Annotated in this window: 17 protein-coding genes; 7 read left to right on the top strand and 10 right to left on the bottom strand. The window is 59.8% G+C overall.

The window, feature by feature from the left end:
- Positions 1-29 precede the first annotated feature (29 nt).
- Together VE23_RS10160 and VE23_RS10155 are read left to right on the top strand one after the other, a co-directional pair.
- The gene (locus VE23_RS10160) at positions 30-1,019 is read left to right on the top strand and encodes an alpha-E domain-containing protein (protein ID WP_049867921.1); all 990 of its coding nucleotides are present in this window, start codon (positions 30-32) and stop codon (positions 1,017-1,019) included.
- On the top strand, positions 1,016-1,882 hold the full coding sequence (locus VE23_RS10155; RefSeq protein ID WP_048747514.1) for a transglutaminase family protein: 867 nt from the start codon (positions 1,016-1,018) through the stop codon (positions 1,880-1,882). Before VE23_RS10160 ends, VE23_RS10155 begins: the two co-directional genes overlap by 4 nt.
- A gap of 172 nt (positions 1,883-2,054) precedes the next feature.
- On the opposite strand, the gene VE23_RS10150 is transcribed toward VE23_RS10155, so the two are convergent.
- The 6 genes from VE23_RS10150 to VE23_RS10125 form a co-directional block, all read right to left on the bottom strand.
- Positions 2,055-3,155: a GerAB/ArcD/ProY family transporter gene (locus VE23_RS10150; RefSeq protein ID WP_049867920.1), complete on the bottom strand. Its 1,101-nt coding sequence runs from the start codon at positions 3,153-3,155 to the stop codon at positions 2,055-2,057.
- A gap of 13 nt (positions 3,156-3,168) precedes the next feature.
- Positions 3,169-3,402, bottom strand: coding sequence for a hypothetical protein (locus tag VE23_RS10145; RefSeq protein ID WP_049867919.1), 234 nt, complete (start codon positions 3,400-3,402; stop codon positions 3,169-3,171).
- Between the two features lie 12 nt (positions 3,403-3,414).
- Positions 3,415-4,623: a Ger(x)C family spore germination protein gene (locus tag VE23_RS10140; protein WP_021880079.1), complete on the bottom strand. Its 1,209-nt coding sequence runs from the start codon at positions 4,621-4,623 to the stop codon at positions 3,415-3,417.
- The gene (locus VE23_RS10135) at positions 4,620-6,116 is read right to left on the bottom strand and encodes a spore germination protein (protein WP_048747506.1); all 1,497 of its coding nucleotides are present in this window, start codon (positions 6,114-6,116) and stop codon (positions 4,620-4,622) included. The genes VE23_RS10140 and VE23_RS10135 overlap by 4 nt, the downstream gene beginning before the upstream one ends.
- Positions 6,117-6,418: 302 nt before the next feature.
- The gene (locus tag VE23_RS10130) at positions 6,419-7,393 is read right to left on the bottom strand and encodes a LacI family DNA-binding transcriptional regulator (RefSeq protein ID WP_048747504.1); all 975 of its coding nucleotides are present in this window, start codon (positions 7,391-7,393) and stop codon (positions 6,419-6,421) included.
- Positions 7,394-7,472: 79 nt separating this feature from the next.
- On the bottom strand, positions 7,473-10,883 hold the full coding sequence (locus VE23_RS10125) for a GH36-type glycosyl hydrolase domain-containing protein (RefSeq protein WP_049867917.1): 3,411 nt from the start codon (positions 10,881-10,883) through the stop codon (positions 7,473-7,475).
- Between the two features lie 293 nt (positions 10,884-11,176).
- On the opposite strand from VE23_RS10125, the gene VE23_RS10120 reads away from it, so the two are divergent.
- The 3 genes from VE23_RS10120 to VE23_RS10110 all read left to right on the top strand — a co-directional run bounded on the left by VE23_RS10120 (position 11,177) and on the right by VE23_RS10110 (position 14,276).
- Positions 11,177-12,421 carry a sugar ABC transporter substrate-binding protein gene (locus VE23_RS10120; protein WP_048749899.1) on the top strand — a complete coding sequence of 415 codons (1,245 nt, stop codon included), beginning with the start codon at positions 11,177-11,179 and terminating at the stop codon, positions 12,419-12,421.
- Positions 12,422-12,514: 93 nt separating this feature from the next.
- Positions 12,515-13,399 (top strand): carbohydrate ABC transporter permease, encoded by an 885-nt coding sequence (locus VE23_RS10115; protein ID WP_048749898.1) that lies wholly within the window; start codon positions 12,515-12,517, stop codon positions 13,397-13,399.
- Positions 13,400-13,412: 13 nt separating this feature from the next.
- Positions 13,413-14,276: a carbohydrate ABC transporter permease gene (locus VE23_RS10110; RefSeq protein WP_021881013.1), complete on the top strand. Its 864-nt coding sequence runs from the start codon at positions 13,413-13,415 to the stop codon at positions 14,274-14,276.
- A gap of 122 nt (positions 14,277-14,398) precedes the next feature.
- Here the strand turns inward: VE23_RS10110 and VE23_RS10105 are convergent, their stop codons facing one another.
- A complete protein-coding gene (locus VE23_RS10105; protein WP_048749896.1) occupies positions 14,399-15,916 on the bottom strand; it encodes a sensor histidine kinase in 1,518 nt (505 codons plus the stop codon).
- Complete coding sequence (locus VE23_RS10100; RefSeq protein ID WP_049869688.1) at positions 15,894-16,616, bottom strand: response regulator transcription factor; 723 nt, start codon at positions 16,614-16,616, stop codon at positions 15,894-15,896. The genes VE23_RS10105 and VE23_RS10100 overlap by 23 nt, the downstream gene beginning before the upstream one ends.
- A gap of 167 nt (positions 16,617-16,783) precedes the next feature.
- On the opposite strand from VE23_RS10100, the gene VE23_RS10095 reads away from it, so the two are divergent.
- Positions 16,784-17,635, top strand: a complete 852-nt coding sequence (locus VE23_RS10095; protein WP_049867916.1) for a hypothetical protein — start codon at positions 16,784-16,786, stop codon at positions 17,633-17,635.
- A gap of 229 nt (positions 17,636-17,864) precedes the next feature.
- On the opposite strand, the gene VE23_RS10090 is transcribed toward VE23_RS10095, so the two are convergent.
- Both VE23_RS10090 and VE23_RS10085 read right to left on the bottom strand, forming a co-directional pair.
- Positions 17,865-19,610 carry a putative bifunctional diguanylate cyclase/phosphodiesterase gene (locus VE23_RS10090; RefSeq protein ID WP_021881016.1) on the bottom strand — a complete coding sequence of 582 codons (1,746 nt, stop codon included), beginning with the start codon at positions 19,608-19,610 and terminating at the stop codon, positions 17,865-17,867.
- Entirely contained in the window at positions 19,611-19,805 is a 195-nt protein-coding gene (locus VE23_RS10085) for an aspartyl-phosphate phosphatase Spo0E family protein (RefSeq protein ID WP_021881017.1), read from the bottom strand.
- 124 nt (positions 19,806-19,929) lie between these two features.
- On the opposite strand from VE23_RS10085, the gene VE23_RS10080 reads away from it, so the two are divergent.
- Positions 19,930-20,457, top strand: a 528-nt coding sequence (locus VE23_RS10080; protein ID WP_198156153.1) for a tyrosine-type recombinase/integrase, incomplete at its 3' end; no start/stop codon positions are given.

The following is a 20,457-nucleotide window of genomic DNA, read 5'->3' as shown; positions in this document are numbered from 1 at the left end:
ACAATAGAGTTCGGAAAGGATGATGCGGCATGCTGAACCGCAATGCGGAGGCGCTGTTCTGGATCGGACGTTATATGGAGCGCACGGAAAATCACGCCCGTCTCGTCGATGTGCTGTATCATCTCCAGGGCAGTCCGGAGAACAAGGGCGGGGATGAGCTGAGGGCGGAGGTCGAATCGGCCGGCAAGTGGGCGCTCGTCGTCAGCTCCATCGGCAGCCGGGAAGCTTATGAGGAGCGTTACGCGGCTTACCGGGAGGAAAATGTGCTTCAATACGTCACGATGGACCGGGACAACTCCAATTCCATCCTGAGCTGCGTCAGCAGCGCCAGGGCCAACCTGCGGACGCTGCGGGAGAAGATGCCGGGCGAGCTGTGGGACACCGTGAACGGCATGTACTTGTGGCTGCGGGAGCGGCAGGAGGCGGGCTGGAGAGAGGAGGCGCCGCATCTCTTTTTCCGCCGGATGAAGGATTGGGCGAGCCTGTTCCAAGGGTACAGCCATTCCGTCATGCCGCGCGAGAACGAGTGGCGATTCATGGAATGCGGACGCCATCTGGAGCGGATGGAAAATACGCTGCGCATCCTGCAGGCTGTGCGGGGCTGGGTGCCCGGCGGAGGCTGGAACGGCCCGGAAGCCTATCCATACCTGCAGGCGGTGCTGCGTTCCATCAGCGGCTACGACGCCTTCCGCCGCTACCATGCGGACGGGTTCGGCGTGGAGAGCATCGTGGAGTTCGTCATGCTCAACCCGGCTTTTCCCCGCTCCGTCCATTACGCCCTGCATAAGATGGATGAGCATCTGTGCAGCCTGGAGCTTCAGGACAAGCAGCTTCGGATTTTGCATGGGCGGATCGCTCGAAGCTCGGGCCGGGCGAAAGCCGATCTGGCCTGCCTGGAGCGGGAGGATCTGCTGCTCGACGGCGAAGGGCGGATTCCGGCCCATCTGCTCGAACAATGCAGGCAGCTGGGCTCCGCCATGGAATCGGCGTTTTTTCGGATCGGGGAGGCCAGCGCGTGAAGCTTCATATTTCCCACATTACCCGCTACCGCTATGCCGATCCGGTTACGGACAGTGTCAATGAAATCAGGCTTACGCCGGCTACCGACGAGCGCCAGTCCTGCCATCAGCACAGCATTTCGGTCGAGCCCAACGCGCCGATGTTCGCCTATGAGGACTATTTCGGCAATAAAGTGCACGCCTTCACCGTCAACGCGCCCCATACGATGCTGACGGTGAGGACGGCCACGGTCGTGACGACGAAGGAGCCGCCCGCGGCCGGAGCGGCGGCCGCCATGCCGTCGGAGAAGGAATGGGCTTGGCTGCAAGGAGACGAAGCGCTGGACCGATTCGCGGAGTACCTGCTGCCGACGGGATACACCGAGCTGTCCCCGGCCATCTCGGCCTTCACCGATGCCCGCGGTCCGCAGGATATCGGAGTGCTGGGCTGGCTGGAGAGATTGTCCGCCGACATCCAGGCGGAATTCATCTATGATCCCGAGGCGACCAACGTATATACGAAGGCTGCCGACCTGCTGGAGTTCCGGCGCGGCGTCTGCCAGGATTTCGCCCATCTGATGCTGGCCTGCTGCAGGCTCAAAGGCATACCGGCCCGTTATGTGAGCGGCTATCATTTCGTCGGGGATCTGAGAGGCGGCAACGCCGACTTCGAGCAGGCTTCGCATGCATGGGTCGAAGCTTATGTTCCGTCGGCGGGATGGCGCGGCTTCGACCCGACCAACGCCTCTCCGATCGGGGAGCGTTACGTCAAGCTGGGACATGGCCTCGATTACCGGGACATCGTTCCCTTCAAGGGCGTGTATATCGGCAGCGGCGCGCAGGAGCTGGACGTGCATGTCGATGTCAGCCGCCTGGAGGACTGAAGCCGCACGGACAAGCATGTCTCGCCGAAACGGGTCGGGCAGCAAAGAGGGATCGCCACTCGGTGTTGCTGCCTCCCGGCGGGATTCTGGCCTCGACCGGGAGGCGCTGTGGAGTCGCCAAAGATTTCCCCTTCCGGCGAGCCGATCGCGGCAGCCGGGAGCCCCTATTCATTCAGCCGCTCCCCGCAGCTTCGATTTTGGAGCGGGCCCATAGGACGCCATAGAGCAGCAGAGGCAGATAGATCAGGAAGATCGAGGCGAAGGGACTCCAGTTTTTGGCGAGAAAATCCTGGATGAACACGGTGTTGGGATAGGACATCTGGGCGAGGACGACCATCCCCAGCCCGAGAGGGATGACGAAGGAGGCCTGCTGCTTGATGCCGAACACCTGGGCGAAGCCCATGACGGCCGCATCGAACGTCAGGACAATCTTGATCAGGATGGACAAGACCCAGATCAGAATCATGACCGCCTCGATCCGCTCCAGGAAATGGCCGATGCTGATGTTCTTGGCCAAGGTGTAGGCGGGAAAGAGCTGGTTGGACGTCACCGCATAACCGAGCACGCCGATGCTGCTGACAGTCGTCAGAACCAGGACGGCGCCTCCTACGAGAGCTCCGCCCACATACGCTTTTGTCTTGCTGCCCGATTTCCGGATGTGGGGGTAGAGCATCGTCAGCACGACCATCTCCTGCAGTCCATACAAGGAAACCCCGCCTTTGATGGAGGGCATCAGTCCGTACTCCAGGACGGGCTCGAAATTATGGAAATCCATTTTGGGAATGGTAGATAGAAACAAGAGGGCGAACAAGAGCATCAGCCACGGGAAAAAGATTTCGGCCGCGCGGGAATAGGCGCTTTTTCCGAGGCGGACGGCGTACACGACGATGCCGACGAACAGCAGCTGCAAAATCTCGATCGGCGTTTCCGGCAAGTTCTGCGTCGTCATGAAGTATCCCAGGTCCCCTACCATGAGGGAGGCGAGCAGGTAGAAGAAAGCCGCAAACGCCAAGCCGAGCAGGGCGCCCGTCCATTTGCCGAGCGCGCTCCGGCACATCTGGACCAGCGATTCGTCCTTGCGCAGCCTCCCCAGCGCCGCATAGAGCGCGACCGTCGCCAGATTGATGCCGACGCCGATCATGGATGCCAGCCATGCGTCCTGCTTCGCGTCCAGCGCCAGGCCGGCGGGGGCGATCAGAATGGAAGTTCCGATCATGAAAAAGACGGTCAGAATGGTGAACGCGCGTACGGATATCGTTTGCTCTTGCGGCATCGTCTCATTCCTCTCAGGTGAACAGGGAGTAAAAGGCTTTGGAATAGCCGGATATGACCGCTGCGATTCCGGCCAGCGGATTGGGCGGGACGGGCATGAGAATGCATGCCAGGCTGCCCGCCGTAGCCGCGGCCAATACGGCCGCAACTCCTGCGGCTTCCTTCTTCTTCCCTTTTTTCCACAAGGCGGGAAGATCTAGCAGCCCCGTCAGCAGCCACGCTCCTGCAACTCCAATCCACAGCCACATTTCTCCATCCTCCTACTTCTTGATTTCGTCCTCCATGGACTTGATCGTCGTGCCGATCCGGCGGATCGTGCTGACGGACTTTACTTTCACCTTCGCCGTCTCGAACTCCCGATTCCAGTCCTTGATTTTGTGCCATTCCTTCGGATTTTGCCGGTGTAGAGCGTCCCCGAAGCCGAACACGTCGACCTTCAGCTGCTTCTGCAGCTTGCGGATCGTTTTATTCATCATGGCCTCCAGCTTCTCGTCGGCCGCTTTGGTCAGCGCGGACAAGGTGGAAGGGTCGGTTATGTCCAGCCTACAGCCGATGTCCGCGATGTCCTGCTGCGTGTGCAGCACGACCTCGAACTCGTCCGGGGCAAGGGAGCGGATCTTTGCTTTGGAGCGCAGCACCTGATAGGAGACGAGTCCTTTGCTTCCCGGGCAAGGGGCGGTCAGAGTGGTCATGTACGTGGAATTCTGGATGAAGTTGAGCACGCGGGCATCGTTCTCGTCCATCCATCCGGCCATCCGATCGTATTTGAAGGCGGCCATGCCGTCGTATTTCAGCACGACAGCCGGATTTATATTCTGAGCGCTCGAAATTTTTTCTCCGGCTTGAGGCTTGCCGATGAGCTCGATCGTCGTCAGGGCCGGACCTTTGCCTTCCTTGGACAAATCCTGGATCAACCGGTCCAGCGTGACCTTTCCCGTAGCCGACCAGGTATTGTCGGACGTTTCCAGCTTCGTAAACAAGCTGTTCGATGGAATCGGATCGATCGGGCTGTACATGTCCAGAATTTCCGACGCCGAGGCGTTTTTGGCCACGATGAGAAAGAAGTCGGTCCGCAGCTCCCGGTTGCGGGAAATGAAGTCGAGCGGCTTGCTGATGCCGCCGCGGGCGATTTCCTCCCCGAGGATGAGAATCCGCAGATGGGAAAGGTACAGATCTCTCGCCGCCTTGACCGTCATCCGCGCCAGAGCGTCCGGAATGGTGAGCCCGCTGGCCTGATAGGTGACGACGGGGCTGAAGCTTCCGCCGCCGTTTTTTTTCTGGGTCACCTGCCCCGGATTCACGATTTGGGCCGATACCTGGTAGCGGCCGTTCTTCTTGTCGATGCCCATGCCGACGACGATGCTGATATCGTTGAGCTCATGGCGGCTCCAGCAGCCGGCGAGAGGCAGGAGAAGCAGCAGGCAGAGCAAGGCAGGCGCAAGCCTGGAGATACGCGGCTTCCGCATCATTTCTGCCTCCTCAGCTTTTTCGGGTGGAGGCTGCGGGGCCTGTTTTTCATCCGCGGAATCGCAATCCGGAACAGCGTGTCCTTTTGATCGCCCATGATGAAAGGAGCCATCGGGGACATGTAGGGCACTCCGAAGGAGCGGAGGCTGCATAGATGCAGCACGATGGCGATAATGCCGAGGAAGACGCCGTACAGTCCGAACGATGCGGCCAGCAGCATCAGCCCGAAGCGGATGATGCGGGCGGCGATGCCCATGTTGAAGGCGGGCAGGACAAAGTTGGCGATCGCGGTGATCGACACGACGATGACCATCGCCGCGCTGACAAGTCCGGCATCGACGGCGGCCTGGCCGACGACGAGCGTGCCGACGATGGAGATCGACTGTCCGATCGTCTTGGGCATGCGCACGCTCGCTTCCCGCAGAATCTCGAAGGTCACTTCCATGATGAGCGCTTCGATGAACGCCGGGAAGGGCACCCCTTCCCTTTGGCTGGCCAGGTTGTACAGCAGCGTCGTCGGCAGCATTTCCTGATGGAACGTCGAGATCGCGATGTAGAACGATGGAGTCAGCGTCGCCAGGAAAAAAGCCGCGAACCGGAGCAGGCGGATCAGCGTGCTGAAATCCGCCCGCTGATAGTAATCCTCGCTGGACTGAAAAAACTGGGTGAAGAGAGCCGGGACGAGCAGCACGAAGGGGGTGCCGTCCACCATGATCGCCACCCGGCCTTCCAGCAGCGCGGCGGCGACCACATCGGGCCTCTCCGTATTGAAGACGGTAGGGAACGGAGTGAAGGTTTTATCCTGGATGTATTCCTCGATGTAGTTGCTTTCCAGAACGCCGTCGATGTCGATCTGAGCAAGCCTTTCCCTGACCTGGTCCAGAACGGCGGGAGCGACAAGGTCTTTCACGTAAGCGACAGCCACCGTCGTCTTGGTGACGGTGCCGAGCGTCGTCGATTCGAACCACAGGGTCGGATTGGCGATTTTCCGCCTCAGCATCGCCGTATTCCAGCCGAGCACCTCCGTGAAGCCCTCGCGCGGGCCGCGTACGACGGACTGAACGTTCGGCTCCTCGACGGAGCGGGCCTTCACTTCCTTCGTCGCAACCGACAGGGCGGAGGAGGAGCCCTCCAGCATGAGGATGCTGTGGCCGTCCAGGAGCTTGTCGTACAGCTCGTCGAACGTATGGAGCATTTTGACGGAGCCTTCCGTGATGACCCGGGTTTTGTAATAAAGGATCCATTCCTCTACGGTCGAGCAGTCGGAATGGCTGCCGCCGCGCGAGAACAGCGACTGCATCATGAAGGTGGAATTGGACATCCCCTCGATGTACCAGACGGCGCCTTCAACGGAAGTGCCGTTGCTTAGGCTGGCCTGGAAGTCCCGATGGATCAGGTCGGGGCTGCTGCCGAATGCGGCATGGATGATTCCGGCGTTGATATTCAGGGCGGAGCTGAGCGCACCGGAGGTCCCTGCAAGCGTCTGATTCGTCATCCCGTCACCTGATTTCCTATATGGATTGGTACAGGTAGGATGAGCAATATTCCGGTTCCGTATCCTTAAATTAACATTTGGCAGTGAAAAAAAGGGCAGCATCCCTCCGGCCGGAGCCGAACGGGATGCTGCCCTTTGCTGTTTTTCTCCTGAACGGAGCCGAGCGCGCTTGCTGCCCGGCAACCGCGGTAAGGAAACCGGCGATTCTACCGATGTCAATCAGAACGGCGACCTGTGCGCCGCGCACCGAGCGCCGTCATGCCGAGCGCCGTCATGCCGAGCGCCGAGCGCCGCCATGCCGGTCAGTCGGCCGAACGGCGCTGCACGGAATCGGCCTCGATCAGAGAAACGTAGATCCGCTCATGCTCGACTTCTTCGCCGCCTATGATTCGGAGCAGCTGCTCCGAAGCCATCGCTCCCCAGCGGTACTTGGAGTAGTCGATGGTGGCGAGGCGCGGCTCGAGATACTGGGTCAGGTCGATGTTGTCGAAGCCGACGAGCGAGATTTCCTCGCCGATCCGGACGCCCTTGCTGGCAGCGTAGTTGTACAGGCCGATGGCCATTTCGTCGTTGAGGCAGAACACGCCCGCCGGGCCTTCGTTCCGCTCCAGAATGATGCGTCCGGCTTCCTCGCCGGAGCCTTTGTTGAAGTCGCCTTCGATGATGACGGCTTCCAGCTCCGGATGGCGGTCGAGCGTCTGCCGGACGGCGATCATCCTCTGGCGCGAGTCGAAGGTGTCGGCCGGCCCCGACACGACGTACAGCTTGCGGTGCCCCGTGCCGATGAGATAGTCCATGGCGAGATTCGCGCCGGCCTTGTTGTCGAGCAGCACCTGGTTCACGGCGGGATGATTGAGCTCCCGGTCGAGCACGACCAGCTTGTGCCCGCGGTCGGCATAATCGAGCAGCTCCTCGTCCGAGAAGGTGGAGTCGAGAATGATGGCTCCGTCGATCATCCGCTCCGGCAGCAGGCGATGCGACTGCATGCCGCTGCAGACGATCAGGTCATAGCCCTTGCGGTTGAGCACTTCCTTCATTCCTTGCAGCAGATCGCCGTAGAATGCGCCCGTGAAGTCGGTCAGGAACGCCCCGATGATCCGGGATTCCTGCTTCTTGAGCTGGCGGGCCGCCGCATTGGGAATATAGTTCAGCTCCTTGGCGATGGCCAGAATCTTGGCGCTGGTTTCGGATGTGACCTTCGGACTGCCGTTCAGCGCATAAGAGACCGTCGAAATCGACACTCCGGCCTGCTTGGCGATATCCTTGATGCTGACCACCGAGATTCCTCCTGGAGAAGGTTTTTTTTTCAACTATACCACAACTTTCCTATTCGTAAGCGTTCACTATCGGCACGCCTCAGGCTTCGATGACAATCTCGTTCACGGCCTCGGCGTCGGACAGCCACAGCCGCTCCAGCTCCGTAAGCGGCAGCTCCGCCCCGGTGCTGCGGTAGGACCCTGCAATACGGCCGAATGGCGCTTCCTCGCCATTGACGGCGACGCGCCGGATTTCTCCGCCGCTGCGGGAAAGAGAGTAGAGAATTCGCACGGAGCGGCCTGCGACCGCAAAGCGGAAGCTCATGCCGTCCAGCTCGGCAGGAAGAACGGGATCCAGCTGCAGGACGTCTGCCGCCACGCGGATGCCGAGCACATTCGAGATGAGCTGGTTCATATAGATTCCCGGCCCGCTGGAGTAGATGCGCCAGCCGCCCTTGACGGCGGCGGTTCCCTGCCGCAGCTCCTCGAAGCGTGCGGCGGCCTCGTACCGGGTCGCGAAGCGTCCGTCCGAGCTGCTGAAGTAGGCGTTGCTCTGACGAAGCTCCGCATTTGGAACCGAATGGGCGATTCCGATCGGGTTGACGACCTGCAGCGCCTGCCAGGCTTCGTCAGGCTTGCCCAGCTTGGCCATCGCCTCGATGAAGCGGATATGGGCGTGGACGTACTGAAGGCCGATCTCGCGGCCGAAGTTGGCCGCCTGCTCCGCCCGCTTGAAGCGGGTGCTTACCCCGCCCTCATAAGCGGCGGGCCGGTTCATCAGGCGCACGCCGTCGGGGAAGCTCAGCTCCCGCTTGATCAGCGCGTAATGCGCTTCCGCCTGCTCCGGGGTGATCAGGCCGGCAATCATGCTGCGCGTCATCGGCAGGAGGCGGTACTGGATGCCGGTGCGCTCATCCGTCGGGTGCAGCCACTTGTCGGGATGCCTGGCGTCCTCCATGTAGAGGAATCCGGGGATGACCTCGTCCGGATTCATGTACCGGTGGAAGTCCTCGCGGATGGCCCCCGCCAGCTTCAGCAGTTCCGCCCCGAAGGCGGCATGCTGTGAGGAGCGTGCTCCGCCGTCAGCCGCGGCCAGCAAGCCCCCGAGCTGCCGGACGGCCTGATAGGTCAGCGCGACGGTCCAGCTGCTGACCATATAGGCGCGCAGCTCCGCGCTCGCCGGCTGCAGCGTATCGTCCCAGTCGCCGTCTCCGTAGGAGGAGAGCGACGTGCCGTGCAGGAAGCGGGAGCGGATGTAGTCCATCTGCTTGAGGACGTGATCGTACAGGGAATGCTTTTGCCTCGTAGGCTCGAACGTGTCCTCATCGGTATAGGGAAGCTCGGTATCCAAAATAGAGAGGTCTCCGGTCGCGGCCATATAGTCGCCGATCAGCTTCAGCGGCCAGACGATGATGTCGCCGTGGCTTTCCTCCTGCTGGACGCGGTAATAGCGGTCGAACATGAACCATTGCGGCCAGCCTCCGCTTGCCTCGTACTGATGGGCGTAGACGGTTCGGATAATATCCTTCACGGCCTCGTAATGCTGCACCGCCAGGAAGTATTCCGCCGGTCCCTGGCAGACGTCCCGCGTTCCCCAGGCGGCGCCTCCATATTGCTCCAGCCCGTGCGGAACGGCGAAATGAACCCGCATGTTGTGCGTGTACCACCAGGCCAGCATGTCGAGGCGCCGCACGGAGGCGACGTCCTGCGGATGCTCCAGCCGGAAGTGGTTCATAAGCTTCGCCATGCCGGCGCGGTAGCCGTTTTTTTCGGATTCGAAGACCAGAGGCTCGGCAGGGTCCGGCTCGGAGCCTCTCCAGCCGTCCAGCCGGCCTCCGATGCGGAGGCTCCAGGCTGCCGAAGGGGACGTCTCCAGCACGAGCAGAGGGGCAGCGCTCGGAGCGAGGCCGGGCATGAGCCTCCGCTCATCCTTGAGGACCATTTCGGTGCCCTGTGCGTTGATGCGGTAGGAGAGCTCCGGGTAAGCTTCCCGGATCGGCGATCCCTCGGAAGCGGAGACGATGAGGCTGCCGTCCTGCTGCCGGAGCTCGTACGGAAGCTCGTAGTCGCGGTCGCTCATCGTGATCTGCGCCGTGACCAGATAACGGCGGGGCAGATGGCTGGCGGATTTGATCTCCAGCACGGCATCCGGCGCGGAAGAGCTTGTGAAGCTCGTGATTTCCAGCGTGTCGTCATCGAGAACATAGAGCCAGCGGGCATAGTTGAAGCCGATCTCGAACAGGCTAGGCATGGCAAGCAGGCGGTATTGTCCGTCGACCTCGGCGTACAGGCGCAAGCCGGAAGCATGAGCGGCGTTGAGAGCGCTGCGGGCATGGCCAATCAGCTTGTTGAAGGAAGTGTTCCCGACGACCAGCTGGGAGTGGAACACTCCGTACATGTAAGCGGTCGAGGTGAGCATCTCGGCTGCTGCCCGGTCCGGAGCTCCGCTCATCAGGATATGGCCATGCGGCCGCTCCATGGAGAGCTCCTTGGCCTTCAGCACGACATGCTCGTAATCCGGGGTGAAGAAGGACAGCAGCTCGCCACGTGAGTATTCCTCCTCCAGCCGGACCGGGTACCGCTGCGCCAGCTCGGCTGGCGCCAGCGGCCGGGAGGGAAGCGGATCGCCGAGGTCGGCGGAGCGGAGCGGCACCGGCACGGCAGGGCCGTCTGCCGCGGGCAGGCGGCTGGCCTCCCGCCATGCTTCCTCCAGCCGATCGGAATAGGCCGCTTCCGTGACGGCTTCCGGATGATGCTCCAGGAACAGCCCGTAGAAGACGGCCTCGGCGCCATTCGCCGGATCGAGCGTCTTCGACTGCAATGCGGTGTAGGCGAATTCGTATTGGTAGACCTCGGAGGGCAGCCGCTCCAGGCTCAGCGCCTCGGGCCGGTGGCTGTCCTTGAAGGAGAGGCCGAAAAATTGGAAGCCGTCGGTCGAGTACGATTCGGCTCCCGTGAGGCAGCCCTGCTGCACGTAAGGGAACAATCCGCCTTGCGGCTGATTCTGACGGGAGCAGACCCTCCAGCCGTAACGCTCGTCGCGGTAGGCCGAATGGTCGATGTACTGCGAGCAGTAGGCTTCATTGCTGCGGACTGCCGCCGGAGCGGCGAGGCCGATATCCTGGCCGTAAATGACATCGGTCTGCAGGGAAACGCCGGCGGAGTCGAGCTTGACCTCCCAGAACCAGCTGTCGCTGGAGGACATCAGGAAGGAGACTTCGTACGCGACTTCTTCCGCGGTGCCGCTCCAGGTGATTCGCTGGCCTTGGCGGCTGACGGCGCTCGCCGAGGAGACGCCCAGCAGAGGATGGATGGAGAAGCCGCCCGGACGGCGGATCCGCAGGAACAGATTGTTGAGCGATCCGTCCAGGGGGCTGGACAAGAGCTGGTTGAGCATCATTCCGCCGCCAAGCGCCTCGTACAGGTCGCCGGAAGGATGGAAGGAGAAGGATAAAGACCCGGATTCCAGTCTCCACAAGGCTGGCTGAACGTTTGTTTGCGGGGTAGGCATAGGGTGTTTCCTCCTTTCGATAGACAAGAAACGCCTGCATATCTGGAAAAAAGATAATAAAAACGTTTCGACAACACGTAATCCGAGTATAAACAAAGGTGGGAAATGAAGTCAAACCTTTATTTGAAATCGATGTAAGCGGATTCTAAGAGGAGGAAGTGCCACATTCGGCTATATATGAAGGGAAAAATCTTCAACAAAAAAGCCTTGAATGCGATTTCAAGTTGATCTATAATTCAATTCGAAACGTTTCAATCGAGCAAAGGGCAACTTAACCAGGGGAGGAAATACAAATGAAAACGAAAACTGCAAGCGCCGCCATCGCGGCCGTCATGCTCGCAGGAACCGCTTTGGCGGGATGCTCTTCGGGCGGCAGCGACTCCGCTGACGGAGGCAAGGTCACTCTCTCCGTCTGGGCGATGGGAGACAGCAGCAAGCCGATGGAGCAGATGGCAGCCGCCTACGCCAAAGAGAATCCGAACGTTACGGTCAAGGTTCAGGCAATTCCTTGGGGGAGCGCCCACGACAAGCTGCTGACTGCGGTCGCTTCGAAGAAAGGTCCCGACGTGCTGCAGATGGGCACGACCTGGATGCCGGAGTTCGCCGCGGCTGGAGCGCTGGCCGATCTGACGGCCGACCTCGGCAGCTACCCCGAGCTTGCAGCGGACCATTTCTTCAAGGGCACCGTCACCTCCACCCAGTTCGACGGCAAAACCGTCGGCGTGCCCTGGCTGGCTGAAACGAGAGTTCTGTTCTACCGTACCGACGTGCTGAAATCCGTCGGCTACGATCAGGCTCCGAAAACCTGGGATGAGCTGCTTGACGCCTCCAAGAAGCTGACCGAGCGAGGCAAGGACAAGTACGGCATCGGACTCGATCCGAAGGAGCCGACGCTCAGCTTCATGTTCGCCCGCCAGAACGGCGCCAAGCTGATCGAGGACAACAAAGCGCAATTCGACCAGCCGCAATACCGCGACACGGTCGCTTATCTGGACAGCTTCTTCAAGAACGGATACGCGCCGATCGATCTCGGCCTCGATACGTCCCAGACGTTCGGCGGCGACGGCATGGTGCCGATGTTCATCAGCGGACCTTGGATGATCAAGACGATCAAGGACCAGATTCCGGAGATCGACGGCAAATGGGCGACGGCCGTTCTTCCTTCCAAGGAGAACAACATGAGCTCGCTCGGCGGCTCCAACCTGACCGTCTTCAACTTCACCGACCACAAGGCGGAAGCGATGAAGTTCATCTCCTTCCTGAGCAAGCCGGAAAACCAGCTGGAATGGATGAAGCAGACCGGCGAGCTGCCGGCCAACATGAAGGCATGGGAGGATCCGCAGCTGAGCGGGGATGCCAATATGAGCGTTGTCGGCGAGCAGCTCAAAAACGCCGAGCCGATGCCGCTGGTCAAAGCCTGGGACAACATCTCCCAGAACTTCGTGAAAACCTTCGAGCAGATCTACCGCGCGAACGGAAATATCGATGCCCAGCTCAAAGACTTCAACGCGCAATCCCAGCAGCTGCTGGACAAATAAATCGCTGACGGCCAGGGGCCGGCTGCCGGAATCTCCGGCAGCCGGCTGATCTGCACTCTGCCCTCCGTCAGACCCGTAAAGGAAGTGAGATGGATGAAAGGACCTTCAAGGGCTGCGCCGTACGTCTTCATCGGACCGACCCTCATCCTGCTAGCCGTGTTCTCCCTGCTGCCCATTCTTGTCGCGGTCTACATCAGCTTGACCGACATGGACTTGGCGGGGCTGGCCAACTACTCCAGCATCAAGTTCGTCGGCCTGCAGAATTACGCCGATGTGCTGGGCGATCCCGTCTTCCTGCTGGCGCTGCGCAACACGCTGTTCTACGTCGTCATCGGCGTGCCGCTCGTCATTGCCTGCTCGCTCGGAGCCGCCCTGCTGATCAACTTCGGGCGCTCGCGCGCGTTCAAGGTATTCCGGGTCGTCTATTACCTGCCGTCCGTGACGAACGTCGTGGCCGTGGCCGTCGTCTGGAGCTATCTGTACAATCCGGGCATCGGCCTCTTCAATTACGTCCTGACGTCGCTCGGATTCGACAAGGTGGCTTGGCTGACCGATCCGACGATCGCCAAGCTGTCGCTCATCCTGCTGGCGCTGTGGCGCAGCATCGGCCTCAACATGATCATCTTCATCGCGGCGCTGCAGGGTATCGACCGCTCGTACTACGAGGCGGCGCAGCTGGACGGCGCCAGCAACTGGCAGCAGCTGACCCGGATCACGATTCCGATGATGCGCTTCGCCATCTTCTTCGTCAGCGTGACGACGATGATCGGCTGGCTGCAGTTTTTCGAAGAGCCTTTCGTCATGACCCAGGGCGGGCCGCTCAACGGCACCGTATCCGCGTCTCTGTTCATTTACCAGAACGGCTTCCAGTTCAGCAACTTCGGCTATGCCGCCGCCGGATCGTTCGTGCTCTTCTTCATCATTATTGCCGTCACCCTGCTCCAGCTGAGACTCCAGCGGAAGCAAGCCGAGGAATAGGAGGCTTACCGTCATGTCCTTGACACCAAAACAAGCGCAATCGGCAGCCCCGACCGGCCGCTCGCGGGATAAGCTGCAGCAGTGGGCCGCCGGCATCGTGCTGACCGTATTCGGCGTCGCGATGATTTTGCCGTTCATCTGGATGCTGCTCTCCTCCTTCAAGACGGAAGGGGAAATCAAGCGCATCCCGCCGACTCTGTGGCCGGAATCCTTCACGTTCGAGAACTTCGGCAAGCTGTTCACCGAGATGGACTTCGGCACCTACCTGACCAATACGCTGCTCATCACGCTGTTCTCCTTCGTCGGGCTGCTGCTGAACGCGATGGCCGGCTTCGGCTTCGCCAAGTACAGCTTCAAGGGCCGGGAGAAAATGTTCCTGCTCGTGCTCGCCACGATGATGATTCCGGGCCAGGTGACGATGATTCCGGTCTACCTGATCCTGAACAGCGTGAGCCTCACCAACACGATGCTTGGCATCGTGCTGCCGGGCTTCACGAGCGCCTTCGGCATCTTCCTGTTCCGCCAGTTCATGTCGACGCTGCCGGATGAGATCATGGAGGCGACGCGCCTCGACGGGGCGAGCGAATACCGGCTGTTCGCCCAGATCGTCCTGCCGATGTCCAAGCCGATTCTGGCCGTGCAGGCGATCCTCACGTTCATCGGGGGCTGGAACAGCTTCCTGTGGCCGCTCATCATCGCCAACGACGAGAAGTTATATACTCTTTCGGTCGGCCTGTCGCTGCTGAAGGGCCAGCATGGCACCAACTTCGCTCTGCAGATGGCGGGAGCGGCATTCATGGTCGTTCCGATCATGATCATCTTCGTCTTCTTCCAGAAGCACATCATCGAGAATTACAATATTTCGGGCATGAAATAAAGTCCGGAAGGTTAAAGGCCTCATGGCCTAAAGCTGCATGGCTTAAAGTCTGCATGGCCTAAAGCCGGAAAAGCAAGAGCCTCCTTCCCGAGCGGGAAGGAGGCTCTTGCTCTTTGGCATGGCTAGCTGGAGGCTGGGAAGCCCATGGAGATGACGGCTCCGCCGCTTGCCTGGTTGCCAGCCCGGATGGACCCGCCGCAGCGCTCCACAATGGCGCGGGAGATGGCGAGGCCGAGGCCGGTGTCGCCGTCCTTGCCTTTGACGAAGCGGTGGAACAGCTGGGGAAGCAGCGACTCGGGAAAGCCGGTGCCGTCGTCCGCGACCGTGAGCTGGATGCCTTTGGAGTGGGACTTGACCTGGATCGTAATGACGCTTCGAGCATGCCGAGCCGCATTGGCGACGATATTGAGCAGCGCCTGCAGCAGCTTGTCCTTGTCCGCCTCGACCGTCAGCGCTCCGGCCGCATCCGGCTCGGCTTCCACGACAAGCTGGAGCCCTTTCTTCATCAGCATCGGGTTCATCCGCTCCCTCGCCTCATCGACCAGCTCCCGCAAAGGCACCGGAGAGGAGCGGAATATATCCTCCTCGCTGTCGAGCTTGGCGAGCAGCGTCATCTCGGAGACGAGCTTCTTGAGCCGTCCGCTCTCGCTGAGAATGATGTCGAGGCCGCGCCGGGAGCTCTCGCCTTCGAACACGCCGTCGCGGATGCCCTCGGCATATCCGGCGATCGACATGAGCGGAGTCTTGAGTTCATGGGACGCGTTCTGGAAAAATTGCTTCTGCACGCGGTTGTAGCGGTCCAGTTCCCCGGCGAGCTCATGGACGGTGCGGGCGACGGAGCCGATCTCTCCGCCGGCTCGGATCAGCCGGACTTCGGCGAACTGGCGCTGCTTGACCTTCCTCAGCTCCTCCCGCAGCTCCATGAGGGGACGAATGAGCTTTTTCGTTATGAACAGGCTGAGCAGCAGGACGAGGACGCCTCCGCCGGCGAGCACAAAGAGCAGGCGTCCGAACAGAGCCTGCTCCAGCGCCTTCACCTTGCTCATCGGCGCGAGCAGAGTGAGCGTGCCCTGCGGAACCTCGTTGACCTGCACCATGTAGCGGCTGTCCGCGCCTGTCCACAGCTCCTTCAGCGTCGCAGCGGCTGGCACGGCTTGCGCAGATTGCGAGGAGAGCCGGACTCCCTGCAGCTCGGCCGGCACGGCGGCCACGCCGGAGGGTAGGGCGACGCTGTCGGTCACGATGTTGCCGCTTGGATCGGTCACGATCGCCTGCACGTCGGCCGCTGCCAGAACCGTTGCCCGAGACTGCAGCTTATAGGTTTTTGTGCCCGTCCCGCTGCTCCGGAAACTGTCCTTGGCGGTGTCGATCAGCGGGCTCTTCCCGATGCTCCCGATCGTCAAATCGGGCTTCATCGCATCCGTCGTAGGGACGGCGGCCATCCCGGCGCTGCTGAATGAAGCCTGTGCTTGCTTGACCTCCAGGGAAGAGGCGATGCTCGCCCCCATCGTCCGCAGCTCTTGTTGCTGCGAGCCGATGAAATGGTCGAGTAGTACGAAATGGATCAGGAGCGCGGCCGTCCCGAGCACGACGATCAGCACCGCTCCGAAAGCGAGGTTAATTTGATGGAGCAGCTTCATGGCAGGCTCCCCCTTCCTCGGCGCGCAGCCGGTAGCCATGTCCCCAGACCGCCTCGACGGGCAGTCCGGCAATCTTTTTGCGAAGTCTCTTGAGCAGATGATCCACCGCCCGGTCGCTGCCGAAATAATCGTCGCCCCATACTTGCACGAGCAGCTCTTCTCTCGTGTAAGCGCGGTTCGGGCGCTCGGCGAACAGCTGGAGCAGCGCATATTCCTTGGAGGTCAGGTCGACCTCCTCGCTATGCCAGAACACCCTCCTTTCCTCGGGCAAGAGCAGCAGCGGCCCCGCATCGATGCGGACGGCGGATGCCGGCGCTTCCTCCATGCCTTGCAGCCGGCGGAGCCGCTGCAGCTGGCGCTTGACGCGGGCGACGAGCTCGCGCGGGCTGAACGGCTTGACGAGGTAATCGTCGCTGCCGAGCTCGAGTCCGAGAATTTTGTCGACCTCGCTGTCCTTGGCGGAGATCATGATGATCGGCACTTCGGCCGTGTCACGGATGCGGCGGCACAGCTCGTAGCCGTCCATGCCGGGCAGCATGAGATCGAGCACCCACATATGAGGGGGATCGCCTTCAAGCAGCTCCAAGGCGGCCTCGCCCGAGCCGAGCCCGATCGTACGGTAATTTTCCTTGCGCAGATAAGCTTCGACTAATTCGCGTATATGGGGATCGTCATCCACGACGGCAATGGTATAATCCAGCACGGTAACCCTCCTGAACGGGTGGAATTCTGTCCCTATTATAACAACCCGTTCCGGCGGATTGCCCCGTGCCATCGTTTTTCCACAAATTCACCAATCGGCTGCCACACCCTCGGCGTAAAGTGGGAACCGTACCAGCCATCCCATATCCCAAGGAGTGTTCCATCATGAAACCAAACCAAATCGCCAGCCGTGTCGCCCTGTCCGCCGTCCTGCTAGCCGCCGTGGCCAGCCCGGTCGCGGCCAATGCCGCGATCAGCCCGACGCTGACCAAGCAGTATGCCGCTTCTCTGGAAAAGGAAGGCGCTGGCAGCATGCCTGCAACGGCCGGCAAGGCAGCCGTCCTGTCGGCAACGGAAAGCACCGCAGCATCCACGTCGGACAAAGCCGTCGCCACCATGAAGGCGATCAAGCTGGCCGATCCGCTGGAGCTTGCCCGCCAGTATGCCCCGGAAACGGCGGATGCCTGGAAGGAGACGCTGGACAAGTACGATTCCGCGATGAAGAAGCTGGCCAAGAGCGGAGCCGCAGCCGTCAAGGCCGGCTCCGTGACGCTGAAGTCCGGCGGGGAGCTCAAGTCCGGTGAAGCCGGCGCGGCAGCGGTCATCGTTCCGGCAGGCGGCGGAGAATTCCAAACGACGAAGGACGGCGTCTCCTTCACGATCCAGACCAAGCCGGCGGTCCTGTCGCCGGCCGGCACGGCGACCTTCAAGCATGAAAACCTGGAATCCGGCGAGCCTAGCGGCAAGGAGGGCAGAAGCGCCGTCATCGCCGTGCCGGCCCTCAAAGCCGAAAAAGATGTCGCCGGTTCGACGGGAGAGACCTCCCCGGTACAAGATATGGTGAGCAGCGTGACTTCATCGGCTCCAGCCGAATCCGGGTTCTTCAATGCCCGGATCGAGCTGGACAAGGCCGCCGAATCCAGGGATGCCGCGGCGATCAAGGAAGCGCTCGCCAAGCTGCTCCCTCTCTACGAGAAGCAGATCGAGAAGCTGGAAAGTCTGAGCGTGCAAAAGTAAGGGATCGAATACAGCAAAGAGAGAGCCGCAGGAGTAGACAAGGAAATGCGAGGCCGAAAAATCGCAATGAGGATTGATGGCGACCGGATTCCGCAAGGATGGGACATGTTGGATGTCCGTCCTTGCGGTTTTTTTGGCTTGGACGGCCTGTATTCGCCTGGGTCAGTCAGGAGGGGGCTGCTGTGCCGCGGGATTTGGAGCCGAGCTTCGCCAGCAGAGTTCGGAGCTCCTAGCAGGTCACTTCACTTCTATGTAGAACCGGCGTCGATGTCTCGATCTTGCCGGCAGAATGTTCATGTTCAGTCCTTTCATGTCCTTCCCTTTTTGACGGCTGTTCGATCATTCCATGAAAATAATGCGCCAGCTGCTCTGCGTTCATCGGTCGTCCGATCAAATATCCTTGGACAAAATCGCATGCATGAAGCTTGCAGAATTCAAGCTGCTCCTGCGTTTCGACTCCCTCGGCCACTACGCTCAGGTTCAAGCGATGCAAGAGACCGATCAGAGATTCGAACAATACGGCGTCATTGGCCGAATCGTTCAGGGCTTGCACGAATTCCTTGTCCAGCTTGATCCTATCGAGGGGATAACGGATCAAATAATTCAAGGACGAGTACCCGCTGCCGAAGTCGTCCATCGCGAGCCGGATGCCCATGTCCTTCAGCTCCCGGAGTTTCTGGATGCAGGTGTCGCTGTGGATCATGGCGATCCTCTCGGTAATCTCGAGCTCCAGCGACTGCGGGGACAGGGTCGTAAGGCGCAGCGCATTGCTGACGGCCGATGCAAACAGAGGCTCCTTCAATTGGACCGGGGAAATATTGACGGCAATGCGCAAATCATGCAAGCCCGCTCTCTGCCAAAATCTGCCCATGCGGCATGCCTCGAGGAGCACCCATTCGCCGATCGGCACGATGAGATCCGTACGCTCGAGAATGGGGATGAACGTATCGGGCGGTATGCTTCCGTATTCCGGATGGTCCCAGCGCAGCAGCGCTTCCAGGCCGATTATTTTTCCTGAGGCCACCTCGGCTTGCGGCTGGTAGACAAGCTGGAAGTCCCGCCTGCTCCAGGAGGCGCGGAGCTCCTGCTCCAGCCGCATTTCGCTGAGCAGCTCAAGCTTGTTTTCCTTGATATACGCTCGAACACGGTTTTTGCCCTCGCGTTTGGCTCGGTACATGGCGACATCCGAATGCTGGAAAATCTCGGTGACGGATTGGCAGTCATCGGGATAACTGGCGATCCCGGCGCTGAAGGTCAGGTTCAACGCCTGCAGATAGGGGTAGCCGGACAGTTTGGAAATCAGATTCTGAGCCCATTTCTCCGTTTGATTTTTTTTGGAATCGAGGAGGACGACGATGAATTCGTCTCCGCCAAGTCTGGCGCACAGCTGCGAGTTTTCCGGAAGCTCCTCGCGCAGCCTCTCGGCGATTTCCTTGAGGCATTCATCCCCAGCGTCGTGGCCGAAGGTATCGTTGATATAGCTGAAATCGTCGACATCGATGAATACGCAGGAGATCGACGGCTGAGGAGTGCGGCTCTCGTCGACGAAACGTTCCAGCTCCAATTGGATGGCCGTACGGTTGTAAAGGTTGGTCAAAGGATCGCGGAAAGCCATCTGCTCCAGTCTTTTGCGCTTTTTATGCAGGCGATGGGCAAGGGCGCTGATCGCGACCGCAAAAGCCAGCAGGACAATCATGGCTTCAAAAATTCGAAGCAGCTGGGTCGTACGGAGATCTCCGTCCGTGAAATCATTCCAAGTAATCAACACCTCGCAGAGGAGGCCGATGAAGGTAAAGGATATCCCGCCCTTATAACCGAATTCATAGGAAAAGATAAAGATCGGAATCAAGAAGACCAGCCAGACCATCTGGGAGCCAGGCGCAGGAATCAGCCATTCTCCCAGGGTAATTACGGCTAGGCATAGAAAGAGACTCCCCCATAGGTAAGAATGAAAAGGGCGATGAACAAACGGCATTTACGTACCTCCTCTGGGTGTATGGCTCGGCGCAGTCTGGGTTTTATGCATGTACAGATCCAGCAGCCTGTCCAACTCCGTGCTGTATTGAATGACTAGCGGATGCAGAAAAGTAGGATGGAGCTGATAGGCCTCCAGCAGACGGTCTCTTGTCGTTTCAATCAATTCAATCAAAGCTTCTTCATCTAAATCCATGCAACGCCACCTGCCTTAAAAGACGGAATAATGAGTCTGTCTAAAATGCCGAGCGACGAGTTATGATAAGTTCGTACAATGCATGTTGTGCGAAGCAAAAATGGAAGTTGGTGGAAACCCGAGCATGATTACGATACCGGGCCAAGATCCGCATTTATCGCTTTTAACGAAGAGAAGAAACGCCGAAGAGCTTACCGATGAGCAACTGATTGCCATTTTTTTAGAAACTTGCAGCAGCTCGCGTTTTACTCATAGAAACTATAAAAAAGCGATTGAGATGTTCAGAGCCTATACTTCGTACGCTCCGCTTCGCGACGTGACCTGGAGGGAAATCGAAGCCTTCAAGCTGCGATTAATGAAGGAAATCAATGCGGAAACAGGCCGGCCTTACGAACCCGCTACGGTCGCAGGCATCCTGTCCGCGCTGCGTTCTTTGTTCCGATGGTGCTGTCACCCCCAGATCGGAATGATGAAAGACAACCCTACGGCAAACACTAAAAATCCAAAGGTTCAAATTACAAGCGCCCAGCATTATTTGACTAAACGAGAGCTGTCCATCCTGTTTCGGCAGCTAAAAAAGCAAGGAATTCGGAACTACGCGCTGGGTTTATCGCTTGCCATGCTTGGTCTGAGGGTATCCGAGCTTGTCGCC

The sequence above is a fragment of the Paenibacillus sp. D9 genome, from assembly GCF_001188365.1.
Classification (GTDB): Bacteria; Bacillota; Bacilli; order Paenibacillales; family Paenibacillaceae; genus Paenibacillus_O; species Paenibacillus_O humicus.
This window is presented reverse-complemented; position numbering and strand designations above follow the sequence as displayed.

Coding starts and splice junctions, on each gene's coding strand:
- VE23_RS10160 (WP_049867921.1), top strand. CDS start 30: ATGCTGAACCGCAATGCGGAGGCGCTGTTCTGGATCGGACGTTATATG.
- VE23_RS10150 (WP_049867920.1), bottom strand. CDS start 3,155: ATGCCGCAAGAGCAAACGATATCCGTACGCGCGTTCACCATTCTGACC.
- VE23_RS10145 (WP_049867919.1), bottom strand. CDS start 3,402: ATGTGGCTGTGGATTGGAGTTGCAGGAGCGTGGCTGCTGACGGGGCTG.
- VE23_RS10140 (WP_021880079.1), bottom strand. CDS start 4,623: ATGATGCGGAAGCCGCGTATCTCCAGGCTTGCGCCTGCCTTGCTCTGC.
- VE23_RS10135 (WP_048747506.1), bottom strand. CDS start 6,116: ATGACGAATCAGACGCTTGCAGGGACCTCCGGTGCGCTCAGCTCCGCC.
- VE23_RS10125 (WP_049867917.1), bottom strand. CDS start 10,883: ATGCCTACCCCGCAAACAAACGTTCAGCCAGCCTTGTGGAGACTGGAA.
- VE23_RS10120 (WP_048749899.1), top strand. CDS start 11,177: ATGAAAACGAAAACTGCAAGCGCCGCCATCGCGGCCGTCATGCTCGCA.
- VE23_RS10115 (WP_048749898.1), top strand. CDS start 12,515: ATGAAAGGACCTTCAAGGGCTGCGCCGTACGTCTTCATCGGACCGACC.
- VE23_RS10110 (WP_021881013.1), top strand. CDS start 13,413: ATGTCCTTGACACCAAAACAAGCGCAATCGGCAGCCCCGACCGGCCGC.
- VE23_RS10105 (WP_048749896.1), bottom strand. CDS start 15,916: ATGAAGCTGCTCCATCAAATTAACCTCGCTTTCGGAGCGGTGCTGATC.
- VE23_RS10095 (WP_049867916.1), top strand. CDS start 16,784: ATGAAACCAAACCAAATCGCCAGCCGTGTCGCCCTGTCCGCCGTCCTG.
- VE23_RS10090 (WP_021881016.1), bottom strand. CDS start 19,610: ATGCCGTTTGTTCATCGCCCTTTTCATTCTTACCTATGGGGGAGTCTC.
- VE23_RS10085 (WP_021881017.1), bottom strand. CDS start 19,805: ATGGATTTAGATGAAGAAGCTTTGATTGAATTGATTGAAACGACAAGA.